Origin of the sequence: Pseudomonas sp. P4795 (assembly GCF_048822895.1) — a bacterium.
Classification (GTDB): domain Bacteria; phylum Pseudomonadota; class Gammaproteobacteria; order Pseudomonadales; family Pseudomonadaceae; genus Aquipseudomonas.
Genome location: NZ_JBMFBT010000018.1, coordinates 1 through 25608, shown reverse-complemented (window position 1 = coordinate 25608; position 25608 = coordinate 1). Strand labels below are relative to the sequence as shown.

18 protein-coding genes and 2 pseudogenes are annotated in these 25608 nt (G+C 54.6%); 15 read left to right on the top strand and 5 right to left on the bottom strand.

Annotated elements, in window-relative coordinates:
- The coding region (locus ACOI8A_RS27830) for a hypothetical protein (protein WP_420657954.1) at positions 1–300 on the top strand (300 nt) is incomplete at its 5' end.
- A 243-nt stretch (positions 301–543) separates the two neighbouring features.
- On the opposite strand, the gene ACOI8A_RS27825 is transcribed toward ACOI8A_RS27830, so the two are convergent.
- Positions 544–1974: an IS1182 family transposase gene (locus ACOI8A_RS27825; protein ID WP_149660417.1), complete on the bottom strand. Its 1431-nt coding sequence runs from the start codon at positions 1972–1974 to the stop codon at positions 544–546.
- A 479-nt stretch (positions 1975–2453) separates the two neighbouring features.
- On the opposite strand from ACOI8A_RS27825, the gene ACOI8A_RS27820 reads away from it, so the two are divergent.
- From ACOI8A_RS27820 to dctM, 4 genes are all read left to right on the top strand, one after another.
- Positions 2454–2822 carry a Rap1a/Tai family immunity protein gene (locus ACOI8A_RS27820; RefSeq protein WP_420657952.1) on the top strand — a complete coding sequence of 123 codons (369 nt, stop codon included), beginning with the start codon at positions 2454–2456 and terminating at the stop codon, positions 2820–2822.
- Between the two features lie 492 nt (positions 2823–3314).
- Positions 3315–4316 (top strand): TRAP transporter substrate-binding protein, encoded by a 1002-nt coding sequence (locus ACOI8A_RS27815; protein WP_420651564.1) that lies wholly within the window; start codon positions 3315–3317, stop codon positions 4314–4316.
- Between the two features lie 62 nt (positions 4317–4378).
- A complete protein-coding gene (locus tag ACOI8A_RS27810; protein ID WP_420651565.1) occupies positions 4379–5011 on the top strand; it encodes a TRAP transporter small permease in 633 nt (210 codons plus the stop codon).
- Entirely contained in the window at positions 5008–6291 is a 1284-nt protein-coding gene (dctM, locus tag ACOI8A_RS27805; protein WP_420651566.1) for a C4-dicarboxylate TRAP transporter large permease protein DctM, read from the top strand. The genes ACOI8A_RS27810 and dctM overlap by 4 nt, the downstream gene beginning before the upstream one ends.
- Before the next feature lie 299 nt (positions 6292–6590).
- Here dctM and ACOI8A_RS27800 read toward each other — a convergent pair whose 3' ends face one another.
- Complete coding sequence (locus ACOI8A_RS27800; protein WP_420651567.1) at positions 6591–8045, bottom strand: TrkH family potassium uptake protein; 1455 nt, start codon at positions 8043–8045, stop codon at positions 6591–6593.
- Positions 8046–8755: 710 nt separating this feature from the next.
- Here ACOI8A_RS27800 and ACOI8A_RS27795 point away from each other — a divergent pair.
- Positions 8756–12136 (top strand): Ig-like domain-containing protein, encoded by a 3381-nt coding sequence (locus tag ACOI8A_RS27795; RefSeq protein WP_420657956.1) that lies wholly within the window; start codon positions 8756–8758, stop codon positions 12134–12136.
- 129 nt (positions 12137–12265) lie between these two features.
- On the opposite strand, the gene nhaA is transcribed toward ACOI8A_RS27795, so the two are convergent.
- Positions 12266–13603 (bottom strand): Na+/H+ antiporter NhaA, encoded by a 1338-nt coding sequence (nhaA, locus tag ACOI8A_RS27790; RefSeq protein ID WP_420651568.1) that lies wholly within the window; start codon positions 13601–13603, stop codon positions 12266–12268.
- A gap of 238 nt (positions 13604–13841) precedes the next feature.
- Between nhaA and ACOI8A_RS27785 the strand changes: the two genes are divergently transcribed.
- The gene (locus tag ACOI8A_RS27785) at positions 13842–15116 is read left to right on the top strand and encodes a DUF2254 domain-containing protein (RefSeq protein ID WP_420651569.1); all 1275 of its coding nucleotides are present in this window, start codon (positions 13842–13844) and stop codon (positions 15114–15116) included.
- 1 nt (position 15117) lies between these two features.
- Here ACOI8A_RS27785 and ACOI8A_RS27780 read toward each other — a convergent pair whose 3' ends face one another.
- On the bottom strand, positions 15118–16437 hold the full coding sequence (locus ACOI8A_RS27780) for a chloride channel protein (RefSeq protein WP_420651570.1): 1320 nt from the start codon (positions 16435–16437) through the stop codon (positions 15118–15120).
- Between the two features lie 233 nt (positions 16438–16670).
- Between ACOI8A_RS27780 and ACOI8A_RS27775 the strand changes: the two genes are divergently transcribed.
- The 3 genes and pseudogenes from ACOI8A_RS27775 to ACOI8A_RS27765 all read left to right on the top strand — a co-directional run bounded on the left by ACOI8A_RS27775 (position 16671) and on the right by ACOI8A_RS27765 (position 20115).
- Positions 16671–17624, top strand: coding sequence for a TAXI family TRAP transporter solute-binding subunit (locus tag ACOI8A_RS27775; protein WP_420651571.1), 954 nt, complete (start codon positions 16671–16673; stop codon positions 17622–17624).
- A gap of 79 nt (positions 17625–17703) precedes the next feature.
- Complete coding sequence (locus ACOI8A_RS27770; RefSeq protein ID WP_420651572.1) at positions 17704–19731, top strand: TRAP transporter permease; 2028 nt, start codon at positions 17704–17706, stop codon at positions 19729–19731.
- A pseudogene (locus ACOI8A_RS27765) lies at positions 19728–20115 on the top strand (DUF1850 domain-containing protein). Before ACOI8A_RS27770 ends, ACOI8A_RS27765 begins: the two are co-directional and overlap by 4 nt.
- Before the next feature lie 97 nt (positions 20116–20212).
- Here the strand turns inward: ACOI8A_RS27765 and ACOI8A_RS27760 are convergent.
- Complete coding sequence (locus tag ACOI8A_RS27760) at positions 20213–20416, bottom strand: hypothetical protein (RefSeq protein WP_420651573.1); 204 nt, start codon at positions 20414–20416, stop codon at positions 20213–20215.
- 522 nt (positions 20417–20938) lie between these two features.
- Here ACOI8A_RS27760 and ACOI8A_RS27755 point away from each other — a divergent pair.
- The 5 genes and pseudogenes from ACOI8A_RS27755 (at position 20939) to ppa (ending at position 25201) form a co-directional block, all read left to right on the top strand.
- Entirely contained in the window at positions 20939–21619 is a 681-nt protein-coding gene (locus ACOI8A_RS27755) for a response regulator transcription factor (RefSeq protein WP_420651574.1), read from the top strand.
- Entirely contained in the window at positions 21597–22982 is a 1386-nt protein-coding gene (locus tag ACOI8A_RS27750; protein ID WP_420651575.1) for a sensor histidine kinase, read from the top strand. The genes ACOI8A_RS27755 and ACOI8A_RS27750 overlap by 23 nt, the downstream gene beginning before the upstream one ends.
- Before the next feature lie 116 nt (positions 22983–23098).
- Positions 23099–24280 carry a D-alanyl-D-alanine carboxypeptidase family protein gene (locus ACOI8A_RS27745; protein ID WP_420651576.1) on the top strand — a complete coding sequence of 394 codons (1182 nt, stop codon included), beginning with the start codon at positions 23099–23101 and terminating at the stop codon, positions 24278–24280.
- 15 nt (positions 24281–24295) lie between these two features.
- On the top strand, positions 24296–24643 hold the full coding sequence (locus ACOI8A_RS27740) for a DUF6388 family protein (RefSeq protein WP_420651577.1): 348 nt from the start codon (positions 24296–24298) through the stop codon (positions 24641–24643).
- Positions 24644–24669: 26 nt separating this feature from the next.
- Positions 24670–25201, top strand: a pseudogene (gene ppa, locus ACOI8A_RS27735) (inorganic diphosphatase).
- Positions 25202–25608: the final 407 nt, after the last annotated feature.

The window sequence follows — 25608 nt, the reverse complement described above, 5'->3', positions numbered from 1 at the left end:
TTTTCGATCAGTGAAACAACTAAAAGTGCGCAAGAAGTTGCGCAGTACTGCGCAACTTCTTGCGCACTTGGCTACAGGCCTTTCGGGGTATGGCCTGTAGCGATTTTAGGGGGTGTTTTATTATGGGGTACTGCGCAACTTCTTGCGCACAGTGGCGTTGTGCTATCACTTCGGAAAGCTGAAGCAGATCTGCTTGACGAGTTGAGCGGAGTCGGTAGCTATTTAACTCGAATAGGTGCGCAATTTATTGCGCATAATAGTATTGCGACACCATGTGCGCCGCCCGAAAAGTACCAGTAGTTTAAGCAGATGGCCGCTGATATTCGTTTTTTGCTGGAAATCTAACCAGGCTATAAAAAGAAGGGGCTGACCGTCCGCAATTGGCCCAGAGTGTGTAAAAACACTTTCCGTATGTTGGATGCCTAAGCCCAGCGCTCCTGGGCGAGGCGATTTCCCGAACATTTGCCAAGATCGGCGCCGATAGCGCGTCAGAGTGTTTATGAAGCACGTTGGCACCTCCTGGAGCAGTAAAAGCTGCGGATTTTACGCCGCCATCGCCTTCAGCAAGCCTTCTGTACCGATGATTTTCATAACCCGCTTCAAGTTATAGGCGAGCACATTCAAGCTCATCTCCGCACTCACCCCGTTCAGCTTTCGGGTCAGAAAGTGTGTTGCGCCCATCCATTGCTTGAGCGTGCCGAAGGGATGCTCAACTGTCCGTTTTCGAACCTTCATCATCTCTGGTGCTTGGTTCAACCGACGCTGCATTTCCTCCAGCACAGCTTCATGTTCCCACCGCCTTACTCGACGATTTGTGCTTGGCGTGCACTGGGTTTTCAGCGTGCAACTCTGGCACTTTGAACTCCAGTAGCAGTGCATATACAAGCCTTTCTCAACGCTGGAGAATCGCCAGATCAGTGCCTCTCCCGCCGGGCAGGTGTATTCGTTTTTCGTCGCGTTATACACGAAGGCATCTTTGTTGAATCGGCCATCAGCTTTGGCGCTTGAAGTCATCGGCTTCGGCACGTAGGCGGTGATGCTTGCGTCGTGACAGGCCAGGATTTCTTCGCCTTTGAAGTAGCCTCGGTCGGCAACTACCGACAACGTTTCTACGCCGATGGCTTCACGGGCCTGCTTCGCCATTGAACTGAGTTGGTCACGGTCAGAACCTCTGTTGGTGACCTCGTGAGCAACGATTAAATGGTGCTGCGTATCGACAGCCGTCTGCACGTTGTAGCCAACGATCCCGCTGCCGCGCGTCATCATCGAACGGGCATCCGGGTCGGTCAGCGAAACCTGTTTATCTGGCGATTCGTTGAGCTGAGACTCAATCCCCTGAAGCTCTTTCATCTGTGCTTTGAGCTTGGCGATTTTATCTTCCAAACTCACCGTGTCGGGCTTGGAGGCGCTAGGGAGCTGTCGATCAGCCGCATCGAGCGAGGCCAAATAACGGCTGATGCTCGCCTCGATTTCTTCCATGCGCCGCTTCAGTTTGGCGCTGGTGAAGTTCCGGTCGCGGTTGTTCACGGCCTTGAATTTACTGCCGTCGATGGCAACCAGGTTTTCGCTAAACAGCCCCAACTGCTGGCAGAGCAAAACGAACTGGCGGCAGACACCGCGAATGGCTTTGCTGTTGTCTTTTCGGAAGTTGGCGATGGTCTTGAAGTCGGGCATCAAGCGCCCGGTTAACCACATCAGCTCGACGTTGCGCTGGGCTTCTCGCTCAAGACGTCGGCTCGATTGAATACGGTTTAGGTAACCGTAGATATAGATCTTCAGCAGGATCGCGGGGTGATAAGCAGGTCTGCCGGTTTCGGCTGGAATGACGCCATCGAAACCCAGTTTGGCCAGGTCGAGTTCATCGACGAAGACATCGACCACACGCACTGGATTGGTATCGCTGACGTAGTCGTCCAGGCTTTCGGGAAGTAAGGTGCTTTGACCTCGGTGTTCACCCTGGATAAACCGTTTCATGGGTTTCCCTTGCAATGAGATTCTCAGAAATCATAGCAAGGGTTTACCAGGGCGTTTTTACACACTCTGGGCCAGGAGCGGACGGTCAGCCCTAGACTGCTACCGCTGAATAGCAGCAAATAGATGTGTCTATGAAATCCGGAGCGATTCAACAAGGAAACATTTTTGCTGATCAGCTTGCTGGTATTTGCTGGAAGTGGGGCGTTCGGGTCTGGAGGATAGAGGCAAAATCGCGATCATGTTTGCAAACGCTCATGCCCTAGGAGCAGACACCGAGGCCGAGATTGAATCTCACAGAGCCACAGGCCTCACCTACCTGAAGAAATCCATATCCCATTACAAATGGCGTAACTACCTCCTGCTCGGAGGTCTGCTTTGCTACCTCGCCACAAAGGTATGGGCTAGCGACCATGACAGCGGGTGGATACTAGTGCACTAGACTCATCGGAACATGAGCCAACCATGGGAAAGGGGACAACATGATGGCACGGATAGCGGCGGCAGTTGCACTTGCTTGGACACTGGCGAGCGGCATAGCGGTAGCCGATGGGAATAGACTCCTTAATACGTGCCTGAGCGCTATCCGATTCGATGAAACGAAGCTGATCGGTGATGAACTTGGTACGGGATTCTGCCTCGGCATGATGCAAGGAGTCCGCAGCCTCATCTGGTTCTCCAATACCAACCTTCCAAGAGGGCATCAGACCTGCCTTCCATCCTCAGGCATCAGTAACGCTCAAGCCGCTAAAATAGTGGTCAAGTACCTAAGGACGCATCCTGATCAATTACCGGAGGACGAAGGTATTCTAACTCTCATGGCCCTGAGGCGAGCTTACCCGTGTATGTAACTGGCCGCTTTCCACCGCCAACTCCATCGCCCGCCAGAATTTTCGACCACTTGCACGAGTGACTTGGTTTCATGGCTGGAAATATAAGCTGGAGTCCGCTCACACCAAGGACTGTCATCCTGCATCGTGGTACTAAAGGTGCGAGCGGGCAGCGGCTATTGTAGCAGCAGCGAGATTTGGAAAAACCAGCCGCGCCGTTCAACAGTGTGCGATAGGGGCTTGTCTGATCGCTATAAAAGCATAAATAACAATTGCTCTCATTTGAGACGATCACTCACATAGCCCCTGCACGCCTCTCTGAGAGCTTCAGTACGTGCGATGCACTGGTCTTTCGGCGTCTACGAAAATAGGGACGATTCAGGTTCCCGGCCGGAGTTGGGATACAGAACCATCCTCCTCATCTAGTTTCCGCCTAGACTTGCCTCTTGTCCGCCGTGCGAAGCTTCCATGCATTGAAACGCACGAAAAGCTAAAACAAGAGGAACCCCACCGATGTTCAAGTCAATATGCAAAGCACTCGCCTATACCCTTGTCTTCAGTACGCTGAGCACAGCCATGGCCGCCGACCCAATAATTATCAAGTTCTCACATGTGGTCGCCGAGCAAACGCCCAAGGGCCAAGGCGCCTTGCTGTTTAAGAAGTTGGTCGAGGAGCGCCTGCCCGGCAAGGTCAAGGTCAAGGTCGAGGTCTATCCCAACTCATCCCTGTTTGGTGACGGCAAGGAGATGGAAGCCCTGTTGTTGGGAGATGTGCAGTTGATTGCCCCCTCGCTCGCAAAGTTTGAGCAGTACACGAAGTCTGTCCAGTTGTTCGATCTGCCCTTCCTGTTTGACGATATCGCCGCGGTCAACCGCTTCCAGTTGAGTCCGCAGGGCCAAGGGCTGCTCAAGTCCATGGAGAGTAAAAACATCACCGGCCTAGCCTATTGGCACAACGGCATGAAGCAACTGTCGGCCAACAAGCCACTGCGCGTCCCTGCCGATGCCCGTGGCCTGAAGTTCCGGGTGCAGGCGTCTGCCGTGCTTGAGGAGCAGTTCAAGGCTGTGCGCGCCAATCCACGTAAGATGAGTTTTGCAGAGGTTTATCAGGGACTGCAGACCGGTGTGGTCAACGGTGCGGAGAATCCCTACTCGAACATTTACAGCCAGAAGATGCATGAAGTGCAGAAGTACATCACTGAATCCAACCATGGTGTGCTGGATTATATGCTGATCACCAACACCAAGTTCTGGAACGGGTTGCCGCCGGATGTTCGCAGCGAGCTGGACAAAGTTGTCGTTGAAGTCACAGCTCAGGTGAACAAGGAAGCGGAACAACTCAATGAGGGTGACAAGCAGCGCATTCTCGCGGCCAAGACCACTGAAATCATCACCCTGACACCGGAGGAACGCGAGCAATGGCGAGAAGCGATGAAACCGGTATGGAAGAAGTTTGAGAGCGATATTGGTCCTGAACTGATCTCTGCCGCCGAAGCCGCCAACAAGGCTCAATGATCGCAAGGCAGGTGCTGTCGCGGCGGCACCTGCCGGTCATTACTCGATAGGAGATGCCATCCATGAAAGCTCTTCGGCGTATCTGGGAACACTTCGAGGAGGGTTTTATAGTCTTCCTTCTTGCCGCCATGACGCTGGTCACGTTCGTTTACGTGATCCTCAACAACCTCTACAGTTTTTTCTACTGGTTGGGCGATCATTGGGGGGGGGCGAGCACCCCGTTATTCGCAATGGGCGACGGGATCATGGGCATGGCCCAAGCGATGACCTGGAGCACCGCGCTGACCAAAGCTCTGTTTGGCTGGCTAATCTTTTTCGGACTGGCCTACGGCGTGCGCACGGCCGGGCATATCGGCGTTGACGCGCTCGTCCGACTGACCAGCAGATCGGTACAGAAGTACATAGGTATCGTGGCCTGTCTGTGCTGCCTGATCTATGCAGGATTACTCAGCGTTGCCAGCTTCGAATGGATTCAGACCCTGAGGAATGCAGGCATCGGTGCCGAGGATCTTGGCCACTTTGGCATCATGCAATGGCACATCGGATTGATCGTCCCTTTGGGTTTTGCCCTAGTCTTCATTCGCTTCGCTGAGATTCTCGTGCGCATCCTTCAGAACCGTCAAACCGGTTTGGGGCTGGCTGATGAAGCCGCCGATGCCTTGAGATTGGCCGAACACGAGGACGAAAAGCCATGACCATTGCTTTCCTTTTCGTGGCCCTGTTCGTCCTGATGTTCATCGGCGTTCCCATCGCCATTTCCCTGGGACTGGCCGGTTCCTTGACCATCATTTTTTTCAGTCCCGATTCCGTGCGCTCCCTGGCGATTAAGCTATTCGAGACTTCGGAACATTACACGCTGCTGGCCATTCCGTTTTTCCTGCTCGCCGGTGCATTCATGACCACCGGTGGCGTTGCCCGTCGGCTGATCGATTTTGCCAATGCCTGTGTCGGCCATGTTCGCGGCGGTCTGGCTATTGCGGCGGTGTTGGCCTGCATGCTATTCGCCGCTCTTTCCGGCTCCAGTCCGGCGACTGTGGCCGCCGTGGGTTCAATTGCCATTGCCGGTATGGTGCGCTCCGGTTATCCGCAGGCCTTTGGCGCAGGGATCATCTGCAATGCCGGGACCCTAGGCATCCTGATTCCTCCCTCGATCGTGATGGTGGTCTATGCCGCTGCGACCGAAACCTCCGTCGGCAAGCTGTTCATGGCGGGTGTGGTGCCAGGTTTGTTGTTGGGTACAGCGCTGATGGTGGCGATCTATATTGTCGCCGTTAAGAAAAACCTGCCCGCGCTGCCCCGCGCGACATTGCGTGAACTACTCGGCACCGCACGCAAGGCGATTTGGGGCCTGTTGCTGATGCTGATCATCCTGGGTGGCATCTACTCCGGAATGTTTACCCCGACCGAGGCGGCGGCTGTGGCGGCGGTTTACTCGGCCTTCATCGCCTTGTTCGTCTACAAGGACCTGACGTTTCGTGAAACCCCGAAAGTCCTGCTGGACTCTGCCAAGTTGAGCATCATGCTGATGTTCATCATCGCCAACGCCATGCTCTTCGCCCATGTGCTGACCACCGAGCAGCTTCCGCAACAGATTACCGCCTGGGTGATCGAGGCTGGCCTGACGCCCGTCATGTTTCTGCTGGTGGTGAACATCGTGCTACTGATTGCGGGCGCCTTTATGGAACCGTCGGCCATCATTCTGATTCTGGCGCCGATCCTCTTTCCCATTGCAATCAAACTGGGTATCGACCCAATTCACCTGGGTATCATCATGGTGGTTAATCTTGAGATCGGCCTGATCACGCCGCCGGTGGGCCTGAACCTGTTCGTCACCTCGGCGGTGACCGGTATGACATTGCCAGCCACCATAAGGGCCGCCATGCCTTGGCTGATGATCCTGCTATTGTTCTTGATCCTGATCACCTACGTACCCTGGATCTCCCTTGTGCTGCCAAACTGGCTGGGCATGAGTTGACTTTCCACCTTAGCCTCCCATTTATGAAGGCAATTGCCACGGTTTTAACGGATAGCCAGACGACAAAAAGCCCACACTTGGCGGGCTTTTTGTCGAAGGGGAACCAAATCCTTTGGTCGCGATCCAGTTTGCCAAGCAATAATCAATGTATCAAGGCAAACCATCTGGACAATTGCAGGATCCGGGTCCGCACAAAACAATATCTTGCCTTAAGGCAAACGGTACATTGACACAGATGCTTTTGCGAAGCCGGGCGACGACGGCCTGGTAAACGTACTCTTGGCTGCTAAAAAAATGGATCAGTACCTCCAAAAGACCGGAGTTACGATCACCAGCACTGTCAGTATTTCCAGCCTTCCGAGGAGCATGCCAACCGTCAGCAACCACTTCGCCGCATCCGGTAACGAAGCAAAATTGCCTGCCGGTCCAATGATTGTTCCCAGTCCAGGGCCAACATTGCACACTGCTGTAGCGGCCCCACTGAGCGCCGTCGTCCAATCTAGCCCGATCAACGCCAACCCCAAGGCGATAATGGCAATGGTGATGCTGAAGAAAAATGAAAAGGTCAGAAGCGAGCGCAAGATTTCCTCATCAATGGGATGACCGTTGTACTTCTTCTGAATCACCGCGCGAGGATGGATCAGTTGTTTCAAACTACTCACGAGTAGGGCGGCAGCAACCTGGAAGCGGAAAATTTTAAGGCTACCAGCCGTGGAGCCTGAGCATCCGCCGACGAAGGTCAGATAGAAGAACAACAGAACGGCAAAACTGCCCCATAACGTGTAATCGCCAACCGCAACTCCAGTGGTCGTGACAACCGAAGTCACGTTGACCGCCACAATACGAAATGCATCCCACCAAGCGTATTCGCTGTGAAAGCATAGCCATGTACCCACAGCCAGCCAGGTGACAATCAAGAATCCAAGAAATCCGCGTACCTGGTGATCCTTCAGTAGCGCACGCCGATGGCCGCGCAATGTTGCGACGTACAAAGTAAAGGGCAGGCTACCCAGAATCATGATTACCACAGCTACCCAGTGAATCGCTGGCTGCGTCCAATGCCCAAGTGAAGCGTCCGAAGTTGAGAATCCCCCAGTAGAGATCAATGACATTGCGTGGTTGACCGCTTCAAACGGTGTCATCCCGGCGATCCAGAGTGCCAGTGCTCCGGCGCCAGTGAGCCCTAGATAGAGAAAGAGGATGTACTTTGCTGCCACGTGGGAGCGTGGCGTCACTTTCTCCGACCAGTCTGAGGACTCTGTCTGGAAAAGACGCATGCCACCCACTCGCAACAGTGGAAGGATTGCCACCGCCATGCCGATGAAGCCGATACCACCCAGCCAGTGCAGCATCGAACGCCAGATCAACAATCCCGGTGACGCGGTATCCAAACCACTCAAAACGGTAGAGCCAGTAGTTGTGATGCCGGACATGGTTTCAAAGAAAGCATCGGTATAACTGATGTGGCTGATGAACACCATTGGCAAAGCTGCGAAGGTACACACCACAACCCAACTGCCCGTAGTCAACAGGTACATATCCCTTGGACGAAGCACCACGGTATCTGGACGTCCTCGCACGACCAACAGAAGGCCACCGAGGAAAGTGATCAAACTCGACCAAAGAAACGCAGGAAGGTCATCGCTGTACCCGTAGGCCACGAGCGCAACCATAGGAATGGCCATGCTGACAGCCAGCGTGATCAAAAACACACCGAGGATGAAACCAATAAGCCGCATTGCCGCGATGGACATAGAAATAGCCTGCCAGATTTAAGCTGCGAAGCCTTTCAATCAGGCCTTCAGAACGCTACCGACCATCCAACTCATAGCCAACGAGTGGAGAGTATCTGCAACGTAATTGAGTAATGTTTCCTACGAATAAAAAACCCGGCACAGGGCCGGGCTTACCTGTACTCCCCTACTGCACAGTTCCCAAATGAGAGGGATGGAGAACTGAATGAGGAACACAGGTCGCCGATATTGCCAAAGCACGTTTTGCAAAGCAATCCATCTATAAAAAATGCTATTACAGCTGGCTGTCGCTGCACCACTGCGATGAGCGGACATAAAAACCGCTAATTCATCACGCAAATAAATCCCAGCCCCTATTGCGCTTGCAGGTCTAGGGAGGGCGCGTATTGGGACGAATTTCAAGCAGATTTCCACGATGGCTTTGTAGACCGATCATTTTTTCCAAAAATGGGGTACTACCCCCAATTGGTCGGGGAAGACCCACCAATTCAGAGGAATATGCCCATCACTTTCTGTAAGCGCCCAGAAATATTCTGATACAACTCACTAATTCATTAGCACTTTTTCTTCCCGGCCAGATGATGGCCCAACAGTTGCACTTCCCCCACTACCGCAGCAGCTGCCGTTCCTGAACGGGGATGGCAGGTTTCGCCGATTTGGCATGACGCGAGGGGAATAAAATGAAACGTGCTACACCACAGATCCACTCAATGAGCTGTTTACGCAGGGCAGGCCTGACCTCCACGATGCTCGTGACCCTAGCCACGGCCAACGCCGTACCGCTCGACGATGTCAGTGAGCCGCCACCGACAGACCCCTCGGCCTATTACCCTCTGCCCGCCGATCCGGTGGCAGCTGCAGCCGCGTTGGAAGCCTTGAAAGGCCTGCCCGAAGCCAATCAGGGCTCAATCGCCTATCCCAACGGCGTATACGGCGACCGAAACACACCGCGCGCCGAGAACGTACTGCCGCCCAGCGCACAGACTTCGTTCAATTTCCCCACCAACGGCAAGCCCAGCCCGTTGTTCGGCGCCCAGCCTTACACCCAGCAACTGCTGCTGTTCGAAGAATTCGGCACGGAAAAACTCGACCCGACCCTGCCTGCACCACCACTGACATTCCCGGTACCCACCGTCGGCCCATTGCCGCAGCAAGACCCGAACAGTGTCGCCCGCAGCGGCCCTTCGAGTTCGGCATTAGAAGCCTTCATGCGCCAGCCCGGGCTGTACCCGTTTCCCTCGCAGTTCTCCAACGTGCTGGACCGCAATCCGTGGAAGGCGCAGATCGAAAGCTTCCTCAACCGCCATCCGGTGGGTTCGCCGGCCGAGGGCCGGCCACCGGGAAAAGGCTGGTCGCATCAACGCTGGAACGAGTTCTACCCGCAGGTCGCCTTCAAAACCGTACAAGCGGGAGCCAAGCTCAATGGCGGCATGCGTGACCGCCGGCAACTGCACAACTATGCAGTCGGTGAGTTCGGTCCCGGCGGGCTCTACTACCAGACCTCGGATATCCCGACCACGACGGGCACGACCAAAGGCATCGACACACGGTTCCACCCCAGCATGCCAGTTCAGAATCACAATGCACTGTGGACCTTCGACGGCACCTTTCCGCCCAAATTGCTTATGGTGCGTTACGGCCAACCGGTGCTGATGCGTCACTACAACGCCCTGCCGATCGACCCGGCCGCCAACATGGGCTTCGGCCTGCACACCATCAGCACCCACGAACACAACGGCCACTCCCCGGCCGAAAGCGACGGCTACACCAACGCCTTCTTCTTTCCGGGGCAGTACTACGACTATCGCTGGCCGCTGCAACTGGCCGGCTACGACACCATCAACACCGACGCCCACGACCCGCGCGCGGCTTTCCCTTGCGCGCCCGGCGAGAAGTTGTTCGTCAACGACGCCAATCCCGGCCTGAAAACCTGTGACAACGGCACCATCAGGATCCGCGGCGACTGGCGCGAAACCATGAGCACCCACTGGTTCCACGACCACATGCTCGATTTCACCGCACAGAACGTCTACAAGGGCAACGCGGTGATGATGAACTACTACAGCGCGCTGGATCGCGGCAATGAAGCGCTGGAAGACGGCGTCAACCTGCGCCTGCCCAGCGGTTCGGCGCTGCCCTGGGGTAACCGTGACTACGACGTGAACCTGGTATTGGCCGACAAGGCCTGGGATCAGAACGGTCAGCTATGGTTCAACCCGTTCAATACCGACGGCTTTCTTGGCGACCAGATGCTGGTCAACTGGCAGTACGAGCCACGCTTGAAAGTACGGGCGCGCAGCTATCGTTTCCGCATTCTCAACGGCTCGGTGTCGCGCTACTTCAGGATTGCGCTGGTGCGTGAAGTCGCCGGCAACGGGGGCGAATTTCCAGGGCCGGCCGGCTCGAACGTGTCTTACACCCGCGTGCCGTTCCACCTAATCGGCAACGACGGCAACATCATGGAACACGCCGTACCGTTCGACGGCAGCATGGACCTGGACGGCGACGGTGATAAGCAGAACCACAACGCGATCCTGCCGACCCAAGGCATTGCTGAGCGCTTCGACATCATCGTCAACTTCGCCAAAAACGGGATCAAGACTGGCGACAAGCTGTACTTCGTCAACCTGATGGAACACAAGACCGGCAAGGGTCCGGAGAAGAACGGGCTGAGCCTGGCTGACGTGCTGTCCGAGAAGTACAAAGCGGTGATCAAGCAAGGCAGCAAAGGTCCGGAGTGGGACAAAGGCGACCCGGTGGTGGGCAAGTTCATGCAAATGATCGTACAGCCCTACACGGGCACGGATGTCAGCATGAACCCCGCCGACTACGAACCCGCCAAACCGGGTAAAGCCGCCGGCAAAACCATGATTCCGCTGACCCTCAATCGTGACGATCCGCAGGTCCAGGCCAAGCTCAAACTGGCGCGGCATCGCGAGTTCATTTTCGGTCGCTCCGACGGCACTGACGAAGCACCGTGGACGATCAAGACCGACGGCGGTTTCGGCTACAGCATGGACCCTCGCCGGCTCAACGCGGCCCCGCAACTGGCCAACGGCCCGACCGATGGCGGCTACGTCGGCGACGGTACGCTAGAAGTGTGGAAAATCAAGAACGGCGGTAATGGCTGGAACCACCCGGTGCACGTGCACTTCGAAGAAGGCATTGTCCTCAGTCGCGACGGCAAGGCGCCACCGGAATGGGAAAAATGGGCACGCAAGGACGTGTATCGCATCGGCGAAGGCATCGACAGTTCGGTCGATGTGGAAATGGCGATCCACTTCCGCGAGTTCGCCGGGACCTACATGGAGCACTGCCACAACACTCAGCACGAGGACACTTCGATGTTGCTCCGTTGGGATATCGAGCATCCAGGTCAGTTTCAGTTGATGCCAACGCCGCTGCCCGGTTGGGACGGTGTCACCTACGTCAACTCCGCCGCACTGCCGACCTTCCGTAATGGCGATGGCAACGGTGATGATGACGATGACGAAGGCCAGAACAAGAAACCGATTGCCAACGCCGACAGTGCCGCCAGCAGCAATGGCGAGCCGGTGAGCGTCAACGTCCTGGCCAATGACAGCGACCCGGACGGCAACGTGCCGCTCAAAGTGGTGGGCCTGGCCCAGCCGGACTCCGGTCAGGGCACCGCCAGCACTGACGGAGTACGCGTGATCTACACGCCACCGGCCACCGTCACGGCGCCGTTCACCGCGAACTTCACCTATCAGGCCAGCGACGCCAAGAATGCGGTCTCGGAACCGGCAACGGTCTCCGTGGCGGTCACAGGAGCGGCGGTCAACGAAGACCTGGTGGTCACAAGCGCCTCCGTCACGTCCCGCAGTAATAGCCGTTACACCTGGGACTTGGCCGGGACCACATCACGCGGCACCGGTAACACACTGACGGTCACCGCGACCACCACCGCGGGCCCGCTCAACCTCGGCAACGCGATCCTCACGCCGATCGGCACCGGGGCGCGTTGGCGGGTATCGGTGACGACCACCGGCAGTGGTCCGTCGTCTAATCCGACGGTGACTATTAGTTCGGCATTCGGGAAGAGCATCACCGTCCCAATTAGTAGCCGGTAAACTTGTTTCTTGGGCTACCGGGGAATGAGTAAGAAATTGAGCGAACTGTAAATCAACACGGCGCACTGGCTAGTCAGCCAGTGCGCCGTTGATGTCCGCACAATCGGACGTTGATCCGAGAGTAAACGGTCAGAACTTTATTTTCCCCCAGATCAATCCGGTGATTGCAGCCACTGCTGAAGCCGCAAGAACACTGAGTTTTGCCGAAGAAAGGAACGCAGGATCAGAAAACGCCAACGATGAAATAAAGATGGACATCGTAAATCCGATACCGGCCAACAAACCCACCAGTCCGATACCACTCCATGTCACACCCTCAGGCAGCTTGCAGACGTTGAGCTTGACGAGGGCGACGCTCGCAAGAACGATTCCGAGCGGCTTGCCGAGCACAAGCGCTGATATCACACCAATGAAGATATTCCGCGAGACATCATCGTCCAGATTGATGCCTTCAAGGCCTACACCCGCATTGGCCAAAGCGAAGAGCGGCATGACACCAAACGCTACCCATGGGTGCAGTCCTACCTGAACCCGCTGCACCGGAGGCAATATTTCTCTCTGTGCTTGCTGAAGTTGCTTCAGCGGCTTGGCGACCTCCTGCGGACTGTTGGAGGAATGGGAGAAACGATCCATCAGCTCATGGAAAGTTCGCCCGATTGTATCCAGCGGTCGCTCCGTTGCGGGCTTGGAGTTTACCGGCGTCATCAGCCCGAGAATTACGCCCGCCAGTGTGGGATGAACGCCGGTTTTCAGGAGACCAAACCATACAATGGCGCCAGGCAGTATGTACGCATAGGCCTTGCCAATGCCCATTCTCTGAAAAAGCAACACCAGAGCCAATCCGCTCATCGCAACCACTAACCCCAGGTAATCCAGGCTCGCGGTATAAAAAACGGCAATGATCAAGATGGCGACAATGTCGTCGATGATGGCGAGGGCCAGCAGCAGCACGCGAATACCACCCGGAATCGACTTTCCTAACAGTGCGAGAACCCCGACAGCAAACGCAATGTCGGTGGCGGTTGGTACAGCCCACCCGGTACTGGCTTCGGTACCCTGGTTGAACGCCATGTAAATAATCGCCGGCATCATGACGCCACCTAACGCTGCGCCAAGAGGTAACGTCGCCAGCTTGAGATTCGCAAGCGCGCCGTCATTGATTTCCTGGCGTATCTCGGCTCCGACAACGAGGAAGAAAATAGCCATCAGCCCATCATTGACCAAAAAATGCAGCGAACACGAGACCGTAAACTCGCCTAAACCTAAGGTGAGTTGGGTGTTCCAAAAGTGTTCATAAGAATCAGCAAGCGGGCTGTTGGCCCAGATAAGTGCAACCATCGCAGCGAGTAGCAAGACAATGCCGCTAACCGCTTCGATATGTGAAAACCGTTCTATTGCGGCCAGTGCGCGAGCGGTCAAAACCTGAGGACGGGGAATAAAGGAGGACGCCGAGTTTTTATCAGACACATTTACTCTCCGCTGGCGGCCCGACCAACGTTTGAGCTTAACCTGCGCTGTGCCGTATGCAGCAACGCACCCAGCCGGATGATAAGGAGCTAACAAGCACGATGTAAATGACCAAGCTGAACTACTGAGTGAAACTTCGCCTGCCAGGAATACTCCACCAAGGGTAACCACCTCGTCCTCTTTGCTGACGCAAATCCGTGACGACTGACCGATCACGTCACTAACAAGGATATTAAAAATGATCGCTCGTTGGCGCTGGGTGCTACACCAACTGACCAAACGGTTGTGGTTCAGAGCGAGTCTGTTTTCTTTGCTGGGAATTGCAACTGCGTTACTCGCTGCTGCCTTCAAGGACTACATTCCCGAATCATTGCCCACCCGAATCGGCGCCGACGCCGTCGACAAAATCTTGGGCATCATCGCCTCGAGCATGCTCGCAGTGACCACTTTTTCGCTGAGTACTATGGTGACTGCATACGGTGCAGCCAGCAGTGGCGTAACGCCTCGTGCCACCACGCTGGTGATGGAGGACACCACGACTCAAAATGCACTCGCCACCTTCATCGGATCATTTCTGTTCAGCCTGGTAGGTATAATCGCTTTGAGTACCGGAGCTTACGGCACGCAAGGAAGGGTTCTGCTATTTGCGGTGACCATTGCCGTCGTGATTCTGATTGTTTACACGCTTTTGCGCTGGATCGATCACCTGTCCAAGCTCGGCCGGGTGGGTGAAACCATTGATCGTGTCGAACAGGCAACAATCAACGCCATCAAACATAGAATCCAATGGCCTCATTTGGGCGGTGCTGCCTATCCATCCGAGTGGATGATTCCACCCGAGGCGCAAATAATCTCAAGTCATCAAACCGGGTACGTCCAGCACATTGATGTACACGCATTGGGAGCCATCGCCAAAACCTGCGAAATACAGATTTTCCTAGACGTCCTTCCGGGGAGCTTTGTACATCTGGACATGCCGATCGCTCGAACCGTGAGTTTGAACAAGGAGCACGCAGACGCTTTGCACGTCAGCAGTGAAAAAATCCTCGCTGCGCTAACCATCGGTGTTCGTCGGACGTTTGAGCATGATCCACGGTTCGGGCTCTCGGTGCTTTCCGAGATTGCCTCACGCGCATTATCGCCAGCAGTTAACGACCCTGGAACGGCAATCGACGTCATTGGGCGCGGGGTCAGAAGCCTAACCTGTTGGAGCATACCCCAAGAGCCTGCGGCAAAAATCGATGATTGCGAGCAGGTTTACTTGCGCAGCCTGATGGTCGATGACCTTTTCGATGACTTTTTCGCGCCCATAGCTCGAGACGGCGCAGGCTTGATCGAAGTGGACCTTCGCTTGATAAAGGCCCTTGTCAGTCTCGCGCACATACACCCTGATATGTTCGGCGGTGCATGTACCAGGCATGCCGATTTACTGCTCAAGCGAGCGAACCTTGCACTGACATTGGAGGAGGACAAACAGATACTCGGCGCAACGGCACGACAACTGATGCGCTAGGTCACCCAGATTTTCGCGAAGTTGCACCACTCTCCGGGGCCTGCAGAAACCCGCGGGCCAACTGCTGATACAACTCGGGCCCCATCCTTGCACTGACCGCTTTGGCAATGAGCGCGACAGCCATGAGACTGATCACCATCCCGTGGCTGTCGATCATCTCCATCACGATGATTGCGGACGTGATGGGCGACTGCGTGACCGCAGCCAGGAACCCAGCCATGCACAGGGCAATGATCGGCTGAGCAGCCAGGCCGAAAAGTTCGGCGGCATTTGCCCCAACCGCAGCGCCTACCGCCAGAGACGGGGCAAAAATGCCACCGGGAATCCCGGAAAAGTAAGTCACCACGGTCGCCAGAAAACGCGTGACCGGTGCGTGCCAAGGCAGGCTGACATCGGACACGATGACCTGGGAGGTAATACCGTAACCGCTGCCAAATGACGTCCCTGCGCTGAGCCAGCCGAGAATGGCCACGATCAATCCGCAAGCGCCAGCGAACCAGACGGGGTGCATACGTCGCCATTCCCAGACAACAAATCGATGATGTCGCTGGGGCCACAACAACATCCGGCTGAACAACCCACCCAGGAGACCGCAGCCAATACCGGTGACCAGCACCGGGGCAATGATGTCGAGATGAATGTCTTGAACATCAAAATGACCGAAATAGTTGTAGTTACCCTGCAAAGCAATCGCGACCATCCCTGACAATATGATCGTGCTGAGCAAGACCCCACTGGTGCGGGTTTCCAACTTGCGGCCTAATTCTTCGACCGCAAAGGCAACGCCGGCCAGCGGAGTGTTGAACGCTGCGGCAATGCCCGCAGCGCCGCCGGCGAGGATGAGGTCTTCGCTGCGAATGATTCGCGCATTGGGTAAATAGCGGTGAAAGAAATGCATGATCGAGGCGGCGACTTGAACCGAAGGGCCTTCGCGCCCTGCCGAAAAGCCTCCGGTCAGTGCCAAAGTGCCTAGGCCAATCTTGGCGAAGGCGATGCGCAGCGACACCAGTTTATCGACTGGCTTCCCTTGGTGAGCCAGGCGGGTGGCGGCGATCACTTGAGGGATCCCACTGCCCTGTGAGCCCACAAAAAAACGAGTAGTCATCCACACCACCAGCATGCCAATCAGCGGTGTGTAAACAAAGGGCACCCATGGCCGCTCAGCAGTCTGTTGGGCAAACTGCGTGAGAGCAAAGTCGGCCAGGCGGGCGAACATCACCACCAACAGGCCCGCAATCGTAGCGGCTGCCCAAAGCGTCACCCGCGTACGCCACCGGATCGAGGCAAAGCGATGGCGTATCAAAAGTAGCGGTTTGATCACTCGAGCGGATTCCAGTTGAAAATTTCGTCACCGAAGTGAGTCAAGACTAACCGGATTAGTTATGCGCTCCAACCGGAACCGGGCAAATGATTACAAACAATTCACCCGAAACCCCACATATCGATAGCCGATACCCCCGACCAGAGATTGACTGCCCGTTCGCCACTTCTGCGTAACTATCGACTACAGTTGGAACACTCTGCATAAAGCCATAACAAGACGGAGAGTTTCCCATGCGAGTAAAAAGCCGCTTTGCCCTCCTGGTCGCCGCCGCAACCTTGGCAATCACCACCACTACGCATGCCGCGCCAGTGTTCATCAATATACTGACTGGGGGGACCAGCGGGGTTTACTACCCGATCGGTGTCGGTCTGTCGCAGATCTACAGCGACGGCATTCCAGGGGTGAAAACGTCGGTGCAAGCCACCAAAGCCTCAGTGGAGAACTTGAACCTGTTGCAGGCCGGTCGAGGGGAACTGGCGTTGGCGCTGGGGGACTCAGTGGCCGACGCAAAAAACGGTGTTGCAGATGCAGGATTCAACGCTCCACTGACCAAGTTGCGCGCGATTGCCGGTGCTTATCCTAACTACATTCAAATCGTGGCCAGCAAGGAATCGGGCATCAAGACGCTAGCCGACCTCAAAGGCAAAACCATCTCGGTCGGAGCACCGAAATCTGGCACAGAGCTCAACGCGCGGGCGATTTTCAAAGCCGCGGGTCTGACTTACGAAGATATGGGTAAAGTGCAATACCTGCCATTTGCCGAATCGGTCGAGCTGATCAAGAATCGACAATTGGACGCCACACTGCAATCTTCCGGACTGGGCATGGCGGCAATTCGTGACCTGTCCTCTGTAATGCCGCTGAACTATGTCTCAATCCCAACAGACGTGGTCGCAAAAATCGGCAACCCGGCCTATCAAGGTGCAATGATTCCCGCCAATACCTATGACGGGCAACCTGATGCGGTGCCAACGGTGGCGATCACCAATATCCTGGTCACCCGTACTGATGTGCCAGATGAAGTGGCTTACCAGATGACCAAGTTGCTGTTCGAAAACCTTACACGCTTGGGTAACTCGCATTCGGCGGCCAAGGACATCAAGCTGGAATCTGCCGCCAAAAACCTGCCAATTGCGCTCCATCCGGGCGCCGAACGTTATTACAAGGAAAAAGGCGCGCTGTAATGCGCCAGGCGTGTCGGCCAGGATTATCACTGCGTCGACTGTTCGCCCACCTTCCATGCAGTCATGAGGCAGGCAGCACATGAGTGAAGATCATCACGGCATCTCCGCGAATCCGCGAGACTGGCCAAAAGCACTATTTTTCGTGGCATTGCTGTTCTCGATTTTTCAGATTTTCACCGCTGCGTTCTCGCCGATCTCAAGCCAGGTTCTGCGCTCGGTACACGTGGGCTTCCTACTGTGGGTAGTATTTCTGAGCTACCCGGCGTACGGCAGGAAGCGTCCCTGGCAACCTCTGGCCTGGTTGCTCAGTTTAGCGGCCATCTCCACGGCCTTGTATCAGTGGGTATTCGAGGCTGATCTGATACAGCGGTCTGGCGATCTGACACTGGCAGACACCGTGCTGGGTCTTTTGCTGATTGCACTGGTGTTCGAAGCTGCACGGCGAGTGATGGGCATTGCACTGCCAATCATTTGCGGTCTATTTCTGGCTTATGGCTTGTTTGGCGAATATCTGCCTGGCGACTTGGCCCACCGCGGATATGGCTTCGATCAGATCATCAACCAATTGTCATTTGGTACCGAAGGGCTATACGGCACACCAACCTATGTATCGGCTACCTACATTTTTCTTTTCATTCTATTCGGCGCGTTTCTTGAACAAGCCGGCATGATCAAGCTGTTCACCGATTTCGCCATGGGCCTGTTCGGTCACAAATTGGGCGGGCCAGCCAAAGTTGCGGTCGCCTCATCGGCGTTGATGGGTACCATTACCGGCTCCGGGATTGCCAACGTCGTTACAACGGGGCAATTCACCATCCCACTCATGAAACGCTTTGGCTACCGAGCTGCGTTTGCCGGCGGGGTGGAAGCCACCTCCAGCATGGGCAGCCAATTGATGCCGCCGGTGATGGGGGCCGTTGCCTTCATCATGGCCGAAACCATCAACGTACCGTTCGTGGAGATCGCCAAAGCGGCGTTGATTCCCGCCATCCTTTACTTCGGTTCGGTGTTCTGGATGGTTCATCTGGAGGCCAAGCGTTCGAATCTCAAAGGCCTATCCAAGGACCAATGCCCCAGTGCGTTGGGTGCGGTCAAGGAGAACTGGTACCTACTGATCCCACTGTTGGTACTGGTCTACTTACTGTTCTCGGGGCGCACGCCTCTGTTCTCCGGCATGGTCGGTCTGGCACTGACGGCCATCGTGATTCTAGGATCAGCGATTATTCTCAGGGTGCAAAGTTTCGGCCTACGCTGCACCTTTTGGATAGCGCTCGGCATCTTGTGTACCGGTTTTTTTCAGCTCGGGATCGGTGTGATCTTTGCGGTCATCGGCGTACTGGTGGTCGCCTGCTGGTTCATCAAGGGCGGTCACGAAACATTGACCATCTGCCTGCACGCGCTAGTCGAAGGCGCGCGCCATGCGGTACCGGTAGGGATTGCCTGCGCACTGGTGGGCATCATTATCGGTGTGGTGTCACTGACCGGCGTGGCCTCCACCTTTGCGGGTTACATTTTGGCTATAGGCCGGGACAACCTGCTGCTTTCGCTGATCCTGACGATGATCACTTGCCTGGTGCTGGGCATGGGCATCCCGACCATTCCCAATTACATCATCACCAGCTCCATCGCAGCCCCTGCCTTGCTGGAGCTGGGTGTGCCTCTGATCGTGTCGCACATGTTCGTGTTCTATTTCGGCATCCTCGCCGATCTCACCCCCCCAGTCGCTCTCGCTTGCTTTGCGGCGGCACCGATCGCCAAGGAGAGTGGATTCAAGATCAGCCTGTGGGCAGTTCGAATCGCATTGGCGGGTTTTGTCATTCCGTTCATGGCGGTCTACAACCCGGCGCTGATGCTGCAAGGCGATAATCTGTGGATGACCGCCTACATGTTGATCAAGACGACGTTGGCTGTTGGGCTCTGGGGGATGGCGTCCACCGGCTACCTTCAACGCAAGATGCCTATTTGGGAACGTTTGTTGTGCGTGGGCGCAGGCGCCTTACTTGTTGTGGCGCTGCCACTGACTGATGAGCTGGGCTTCGCTCTTGGGGCATTGATGATACTTCAACACGTTTGGCGGTCCCGTCAGGCAGGGATCGCCAACGCATGATCGGATTATGTCTGGGCCTCACCGGTGCCGTGTGGGCTCAACTGTCGATTTCGCACTTCACACTGGCGTGGAATCACACCATTGAAAAGATTCGCTGGGAGGAGGACTACCGCGTCACAGAGCAGGGCCTGGTACTGGAAGAAGCTCGCGTACGCGGCAATGGCGCGGGGATGGAGATTCCACAAGATGCTGCGACTGGAAAGCGGCAGTTGGCACTACCGGCGATCATTGCCACCTATGCAGCCACTGAATCTGGGACGAACGCCTGAGGCTGGCGATTATCAGCTTTGTTTTGACGACCAATGCCACACCATGACTAAGTGGATTGGAGCACCGACTTATAGCCAACCATCGGTGCAGATGTGGACATGCGAGGCAGGCTAAAAGTGATAGTCACCTACAAAGATAGGTCGAGATAAGAAGAGACTTTCGATCCAACGAGAGTTTTAAAATGCGCTAGTACTGCAAGCAAACGATTGAATCAGTTGTCAGTTCGAAGATCGCCGTAACCACGAGGTAACTCCATCCAGGAATCAAGCGCTGCCAGCTGCCTCGCGACAGCAGCATCCCACTCAGGACCCACGGTAATGTTTTTTCTCATCATGGCGTGGATGGTCGCTGTCGCCTGTTCGTACTCATGATGTATTTCCAACGCTTTTGCCAAAAACTCTGCTTGCCGAGTCATAGGGTTCTCCAAGAGCGGAAACCACACATTGATACCGATTGCCCATGGCGAAGGGATGCCTCCTCTCAGAATGCTCGCTGGAAAATCAAAGGTGGCATTACCTGCGTCGAATACCAACCTCCCAATCCAAGATTTTAGGGGCGTATCCGAACACTAGCGATTATGTTTCGCTCGATCAGGGAAGCGGGGCAAGTCTGCGCTGTGCGCTCCGCTCGTTGCCGATCAGCACATATGATCCGCTACAGCTACGCCGGTTTGCTTTACTCAGAAGTCCAATTCGCATAGGTACACACCACGCCGAACACCAGCAAAAAGAAAGCCAAATAAGGGGTCACATTTTTCCGCCTCTTGATACGTGTGAGCATCCGATATGGCAAATATATCCGTGCTTTGGAGGGCATCAAGGTTAAGGTGGGTTAAGAAATATTTAATTTTCGGCGGCAGCGTTGACCATTAGGGTAAGCCGTATCGGCATTAGGCAAAACGTAGGGAGAATGAAAACAGATTCATAAGGAGGAAGTTATGAGTTACGCGTTGGTTATAGAGGATGACGAGGTGACGGCGGAAGTCATCATGGCCGCGCTCCAACGCAACGGTTTCAGCTCCAAATGGGCCGAAACCGGACGAGACGGACTGGCCTTGGCGATTACTGGAGGCTACGACGCCATTACTCTGGATCGGATGCTCCCCGATTTTGATGGGCTAACGATTGTCAGTACTTTAAGAGGCCTTGGTATCCAGACACCGGTCCTGATGATCAGTGCACTTTCAGACGTAGATGAGCGTGTTAAGGGGCTTCGAGCGGGCGGCGATGACTATTTGACCAAACCATTTTCGCCCATCGAGATGCTTGCGCGTCTAGACGCGCTGCTTCGGCGCACCGGTGTCGACTCTAGCCATCCACATCTCAGTTGTGGAAATCTACGACTGGATCTGGTTGAGCACAAATTGACTCGAAACGACGAGCACATCCTGCTGCTTCCGACCGAGTTCAAATTGCTCAATTACCTGATGCGCAGTGCAGGCCAACTGGTCACGCGCACCATGCTTTTCGAAGAGGTCTGGGGTTATCACTTCGATCCGGGAACGAACATCATAGATGTTCACATCGGCCGACTGCGCAAAAAGCTTGAAGGCGATAAAGACTCTCCCGTCATCCATACGATACGTGGGGCTGGCTATGTCCTTGCTGCCAAAGACTGAGGAATGGAGCTCTTCCGGTAGTCGATTGATCGGGTTCTACGCCATATTTTTTGTGGTTTGGGGAGCACTCTTTACCGGGGTATTGTACTGGCAAATCTCCCACTACCTGGGAACCGTTGCAGAGCGAACATTATTGCAGCGTGCGCATTACTATCAAAAAGTCGATGATAAAAAACTGGCAAAAGAACTGGCTGCCAGTGAAGCCTATTCAACGCCCGGAATCGATGCGTATGGATTATTCACAGCCGATGGCCAGCACATTGCGGGAGACCTACTCAAACTGCGTTCCAGTTTGCCCGATGATGGGAAGGTCCATTACCTTGAGCGCGGATTGAGTATTGCATTACCCGATGAAGAAACCAGAAGCAGCTATGCCCTTTTGACTCGGCGCCGCGATGGGCACATTCTTATTTTGGCCCGGGACGGTGGCTCGATTTCAGCCGTCGGGGGAATTATTGAGCAAGCATTGATGTGGGGATTTTCATTAACACTCATCCCCGGATTGATTGGCTGGTATTTATTACGGCGCCTGCCGCTGCGCCGTGTCAAACGTCTGCAGCTTTGTACGGAAAGTATCGTTTCAGGCAATTTGTCGGAACGCTTACCCTTATCAGCCCGTCGCGACGAGTTGGATATGCTGGCGAACGCCGTCAATACGATGCTCGACCATATCGAGCAACTGATGCATGAGGTCAAAAGCGTCTGCGATGGTGTCGCCCATGATCTGCGTACGCCACTGACAAGGCTGCGTGCGCGGCTTTATCAGCTCCAGCAACTGCCTTTGGACAGTGAACACGAGCAAACATTAAATCAGGCTCTTGAGGAAAGCGAATCGATCATGGTGCGTTTCCAGGGATTGCTTCGTGTTGCCGAACTCGAGGACGTTCGCCGCCGTTCAGCATTTGCACCTTTCCAAATCATGGCGTTGTTACAACAAGCACATGAATTTTACGAACCCTTGGCACTCGATCGCTCTCAGACGCTTTCTCTGGAAATCACCAATGACCTACCCCAACTGTATGGCGACGCTTCGTTGCTGTTTGAGGCCCTGGTCAACTTGCTCGATAACGCGATCAAATTTACGCCAGAGGGTGGGCATATCAAACTGCAAGGAAGGATCAAGGATTCAACGGTTCTCATTGAAGTCGCCGACGATGGTACCGGCATACCCGAGACGGACCGTACACATGTCATTCGTCGACTCTATCGAGGGGATGCAAGCAGAATGCAGCCCGGGCATGGTCTTGGATTATCGTTGGTCGCTGCCATCATCAAATTGCACGGCTACTCGCTGGATATTCAACCTGCGGCTACACACCGCGGTACCCGTGTCTTGATTCACTGCCCGATGGTCTCCGACTGATTTTGGTATTCCTCACAGGCCGAACATTAAATTTAAGTTAATTGAGTTTAATTTGAGCGCCTCAGAGCGGTGGACTAGGTTTTCAGTACTTTCTGCTAAATCAAGGCTTCCTGCTTGTGAAATATTTGTTGTTCCGGCTTGTGTTGACCGTGCTTTGCGCAACAACGCCTCTTGCCTGTGTTAACCATGCTCGGGCTGAAACGACCACTCAAGGGGCAATGATCCCTGCGGCACCAAAGCTCGGGGCTAAAGCCTGGATACTAATTGACGCGGCAACGGGTAGCGTGATTACCAGTCACAATAGCGACATGCGTCTACCTCCAGCCAGCCTGACAAAAATGATGACCGCATTTGTCACCACACGTGAGATCAAGGCCGGACGCATGAAAGAAAATGACACAGCTACGGTCAGCGAAAACGCTTGGCGTACGGGTGGCTCGAGAATGTTTCTTGACCCTGGTAGCTCAATCTCGGTTCATGATTTGCTGAACGGTGTGATCGTCGTCTCCGGTAATGATGCAAGCGTTGCGCTTGCTGAACATGTAGCTGGAAGCGAAGGTACCTTCGTCGGGATGATGAATGCGACCGGTACTACCTTAGGAATGAGCAATACACACTTCATGAATGCCACCGGGCTGCCTGAGCCAGAGCATTATTCATCCGCACGCGACATAGCCACATTGGCGGTGGCAGTCATTTATGCCAAGAAACACTTCACCTGGAACGGTATTCGACAGGCTAATCGAAACCTCCTTTTATGGCGCGACCCCAATTTCGATGGATTGAAAACCGGCCATACCGAAGCGGCCGGGTATTGCATGGTGGCTTCGTCGCACCGAGCCGGGCGCCGCTTGATTAGCGTGATCCTTGGCGCAAGCAGCGCATATAAGCGCACAGCAGAAACGGAAAAGTTAATGGGCTACGGATTTCGCTTCTACGACACCAAAACCTACGAAAAAGGCGGGGAGAAACTCACTGAGTCGGAGCTCTGGAAAGGTAAGCAGCGGTCGATTGCGCTGGGATTGCTGGATGATCTGACTCTCACCCTCCCCAAAAATACAAATCGAAAATTAGAGACGCGCTTTGAGATTTTTGGACCGCTGGAGGCCCCTATTGCCGCTGGTACCATCGTCGGAAGGCTAGAACTGTACGATGACGGCCAAAAGTTGGGGAGTCGACCATTAATTACCCTTGAAGATGGAGACGCCGGCGCTAGGTGGAAACGTTGGTGGGACACAATGCATTTGTTTTTTCTCGAAACGGTTCGCAGCTGGTTCGCTGACACTGGGATTGCCTAGTCATGGACAATGTTCATGTATTACCAAGCAAAAATACCGAGACGGATCCCATTGCTGGAGAAGCTGATGAACTCGGATGACTTACGAAGAGAATTAGCGCTCTCGAAGTTTTTCAACGGCAATTCATCACTCAATGACGACGTCAAAGGGCTAAATCAGGTCGAAAGAAAACTATGCATTGAGTCCGCCTTTGAGCAAGAGGCGACGCGCTTGGGGATTGAAGTATGGGAACTAACACTTTTCATGATTTCAGAGTCCTCCGAAGAACTGAAACACCTGACGCTGGAGTTTCATCGAGAAGTGGCAGAAATGGTTGAAATGGACTGGGAAGAGTATTGCAAACTGAATGGAATTAGCGAGTAGTCTTTTGAAGTCGTTGAGGTACTAAGATGAATTATAAAGACATTTCAGCAGGTAACGACATCCCCGACGATTTTTTTACAGTGATCGAGACCCCCGCGAACAATTCACCAGTCAATTACAAGGTGGATGAGCTAACTGGGAAAACTTTCGTTGATCGTTTTCTCAGTATCTCGACTCTTTTTCCGGCCTATTATGGATTTATTCCAAATACTTTGAATAAAGATGGCGCCCCTCTAGACGTACTGGTGATCTGCCCTTTTCCAGTCTCCTCTGGCGTTGTAATTCGCAGTCGTCCGGTTGGGGTAATGCACACAAAGGGAGAAACGGGTCCTGGAGCCAAAGTAATCGCGGTACCTCACGACAGCCTTAGCCCTATTTACAGCAACGTTAAGGAATGGCAGGACCTTCCCGTACTGTTGCTCGCCCAGATTCAACACTATTTCGAAAACTACAAGACTTTAGATCCGGGCAAGTGGAGGAAGGTTGGTCGTTGGGGGGGGCGCAGATGAAGCGAGGGAGGAGATTCGAAAATCTGTATTCGCTGATGTCCAAAAATAAAAGTTCGGAGCGGGGCTGAGCCCCCCATTGTACCTAGCGCAATTGGACGTGCTGGCCAAGTCCAAAGCAAATGGTTCGCCTGCAGGATGCAATTGACTAGTCAGTGGCGATGTAAAGCTGCGCGCTTGGTCGGCGTAGTAGCGCAGGGAGTCCACTGTCTCGGCACTTCGGCGATGGAGTTGAGGATGATCATGCCGGTCTCACGGGCCAGGCGGTGCGCTTGGGCCTTAGCAGCGTTCACCTCTACACGAATGTGAAGATGACCGACAATCTGTCAATTTATCCACGACGGGGTTATGTGGAAGTCGAACGTCGTTCGAAGGATGGATTCGATCCCGTCCACTTTGAAAAAACGCTTTGATTGAGACGTTTACTCGATCATAGGCGTTGTGGCGAATGACCGCATA

Bases quoted from the DNA above. Each gene is read 5' to 3' on its own strand.
- ACOI8A_RS27795 (WP_420657956.1), top strand. From the start codon at position 8,756: ATGAGCTGTTTACGCAGGGCAGGCCTGACCTCCACGATGCTCGTGACC.
- dctM (WP_420651566.1), top strand. From the start codon at position 5,008: ATGACCATTGCTTTCCTTTTCGTGGCCCTGTTCGTCCTGATGTTCATC.
- ACOI8A_RS27810 (WP_420651565.1), top strand. From the start codon at position 4,379: ATGAAAGCTCTTCGGCGTATCTGGGAACACTTCGAGGAGGGTTTTATA.
- ACOI8A_RS27820 (WP_420657952.1), top strand. From the start codon at position 2,454: ATGATGGCACGGATAGCGGCGGCAGTTGCACTTGCTTGGACACTGGCG.
- ACOI8A_RS27800 (WP_420651567.1), bottom strand. From the start codon at position 8,045: ATGTCCATCGCGGCAATGCGGCTTATTGGTTTCATCCTCGGTGTGTTT.
- ACOI8A_RS27750 (WP_420651575.1), top strand. From the start codon at position 21,597: ATGTCCTTGCTGCCAAAGACTGAGGAATGGAGCTCTTCCGGTAGTCGA.
- ACOI8A_RS27770 (WP_420651572.1), top strand. From the start codon at position 17,704: ATGAGTGAAGATCATCACGGCATCTCCGCGAATCCGCGAGACTGGCCA.
- ACOI8A_RS27775 (WP_420651571.1), top strand. From the start codon at position 16,671: ATGCGAGTAAAAAGCCGCTTTGCCCTCCTGGTCGCCGCCGCAACCTTG.
- ACOI8A_RS27740 (WP_420651577.1), top strand. From the start codon at position 24,296: ATGTATTACCAAGCAAAAATACCGAGACGGATCCCATTGCTGGAGAAG.
- ACOI8A_RS27755 (WP_420651574.1), top strand. From the start codon at position 20,939: ATGAGTTACGCGTTGGTTATAGAGGATGACGAGGTGACGGCGGAAGTC.
- ACOI8A_RS27760 (WP_420651573.1), bottom strand. From the start codon at position 20,416: ATGACTCGGCAAGCAGAGTTTTTGGCAAAAGCGTTGGAAATACATCAT.
- ACOI8A_RS27785 (WP_420651569.1), top strand. From the start codon at position 13,842: ATGATCGCTCGTTGGCGCTGGGTGCTACACCAACTGACCAAACGGTTG.
- ACOI8A_RS27825 (WP_149660417.1), bottom strand. From the start codon at position 1,974: ATGAAACGGTTTATCCAGGGTGAACACCGAGGTCAAAGCACCTTACTT.
- ACOI8A_RS27815 (WP_420651564.1), top strand. From the start codon at position 3,315: ATGTTCAAGTCAATATGCAAAGCACTCGCCTATACCCTTGTCTTCAGT.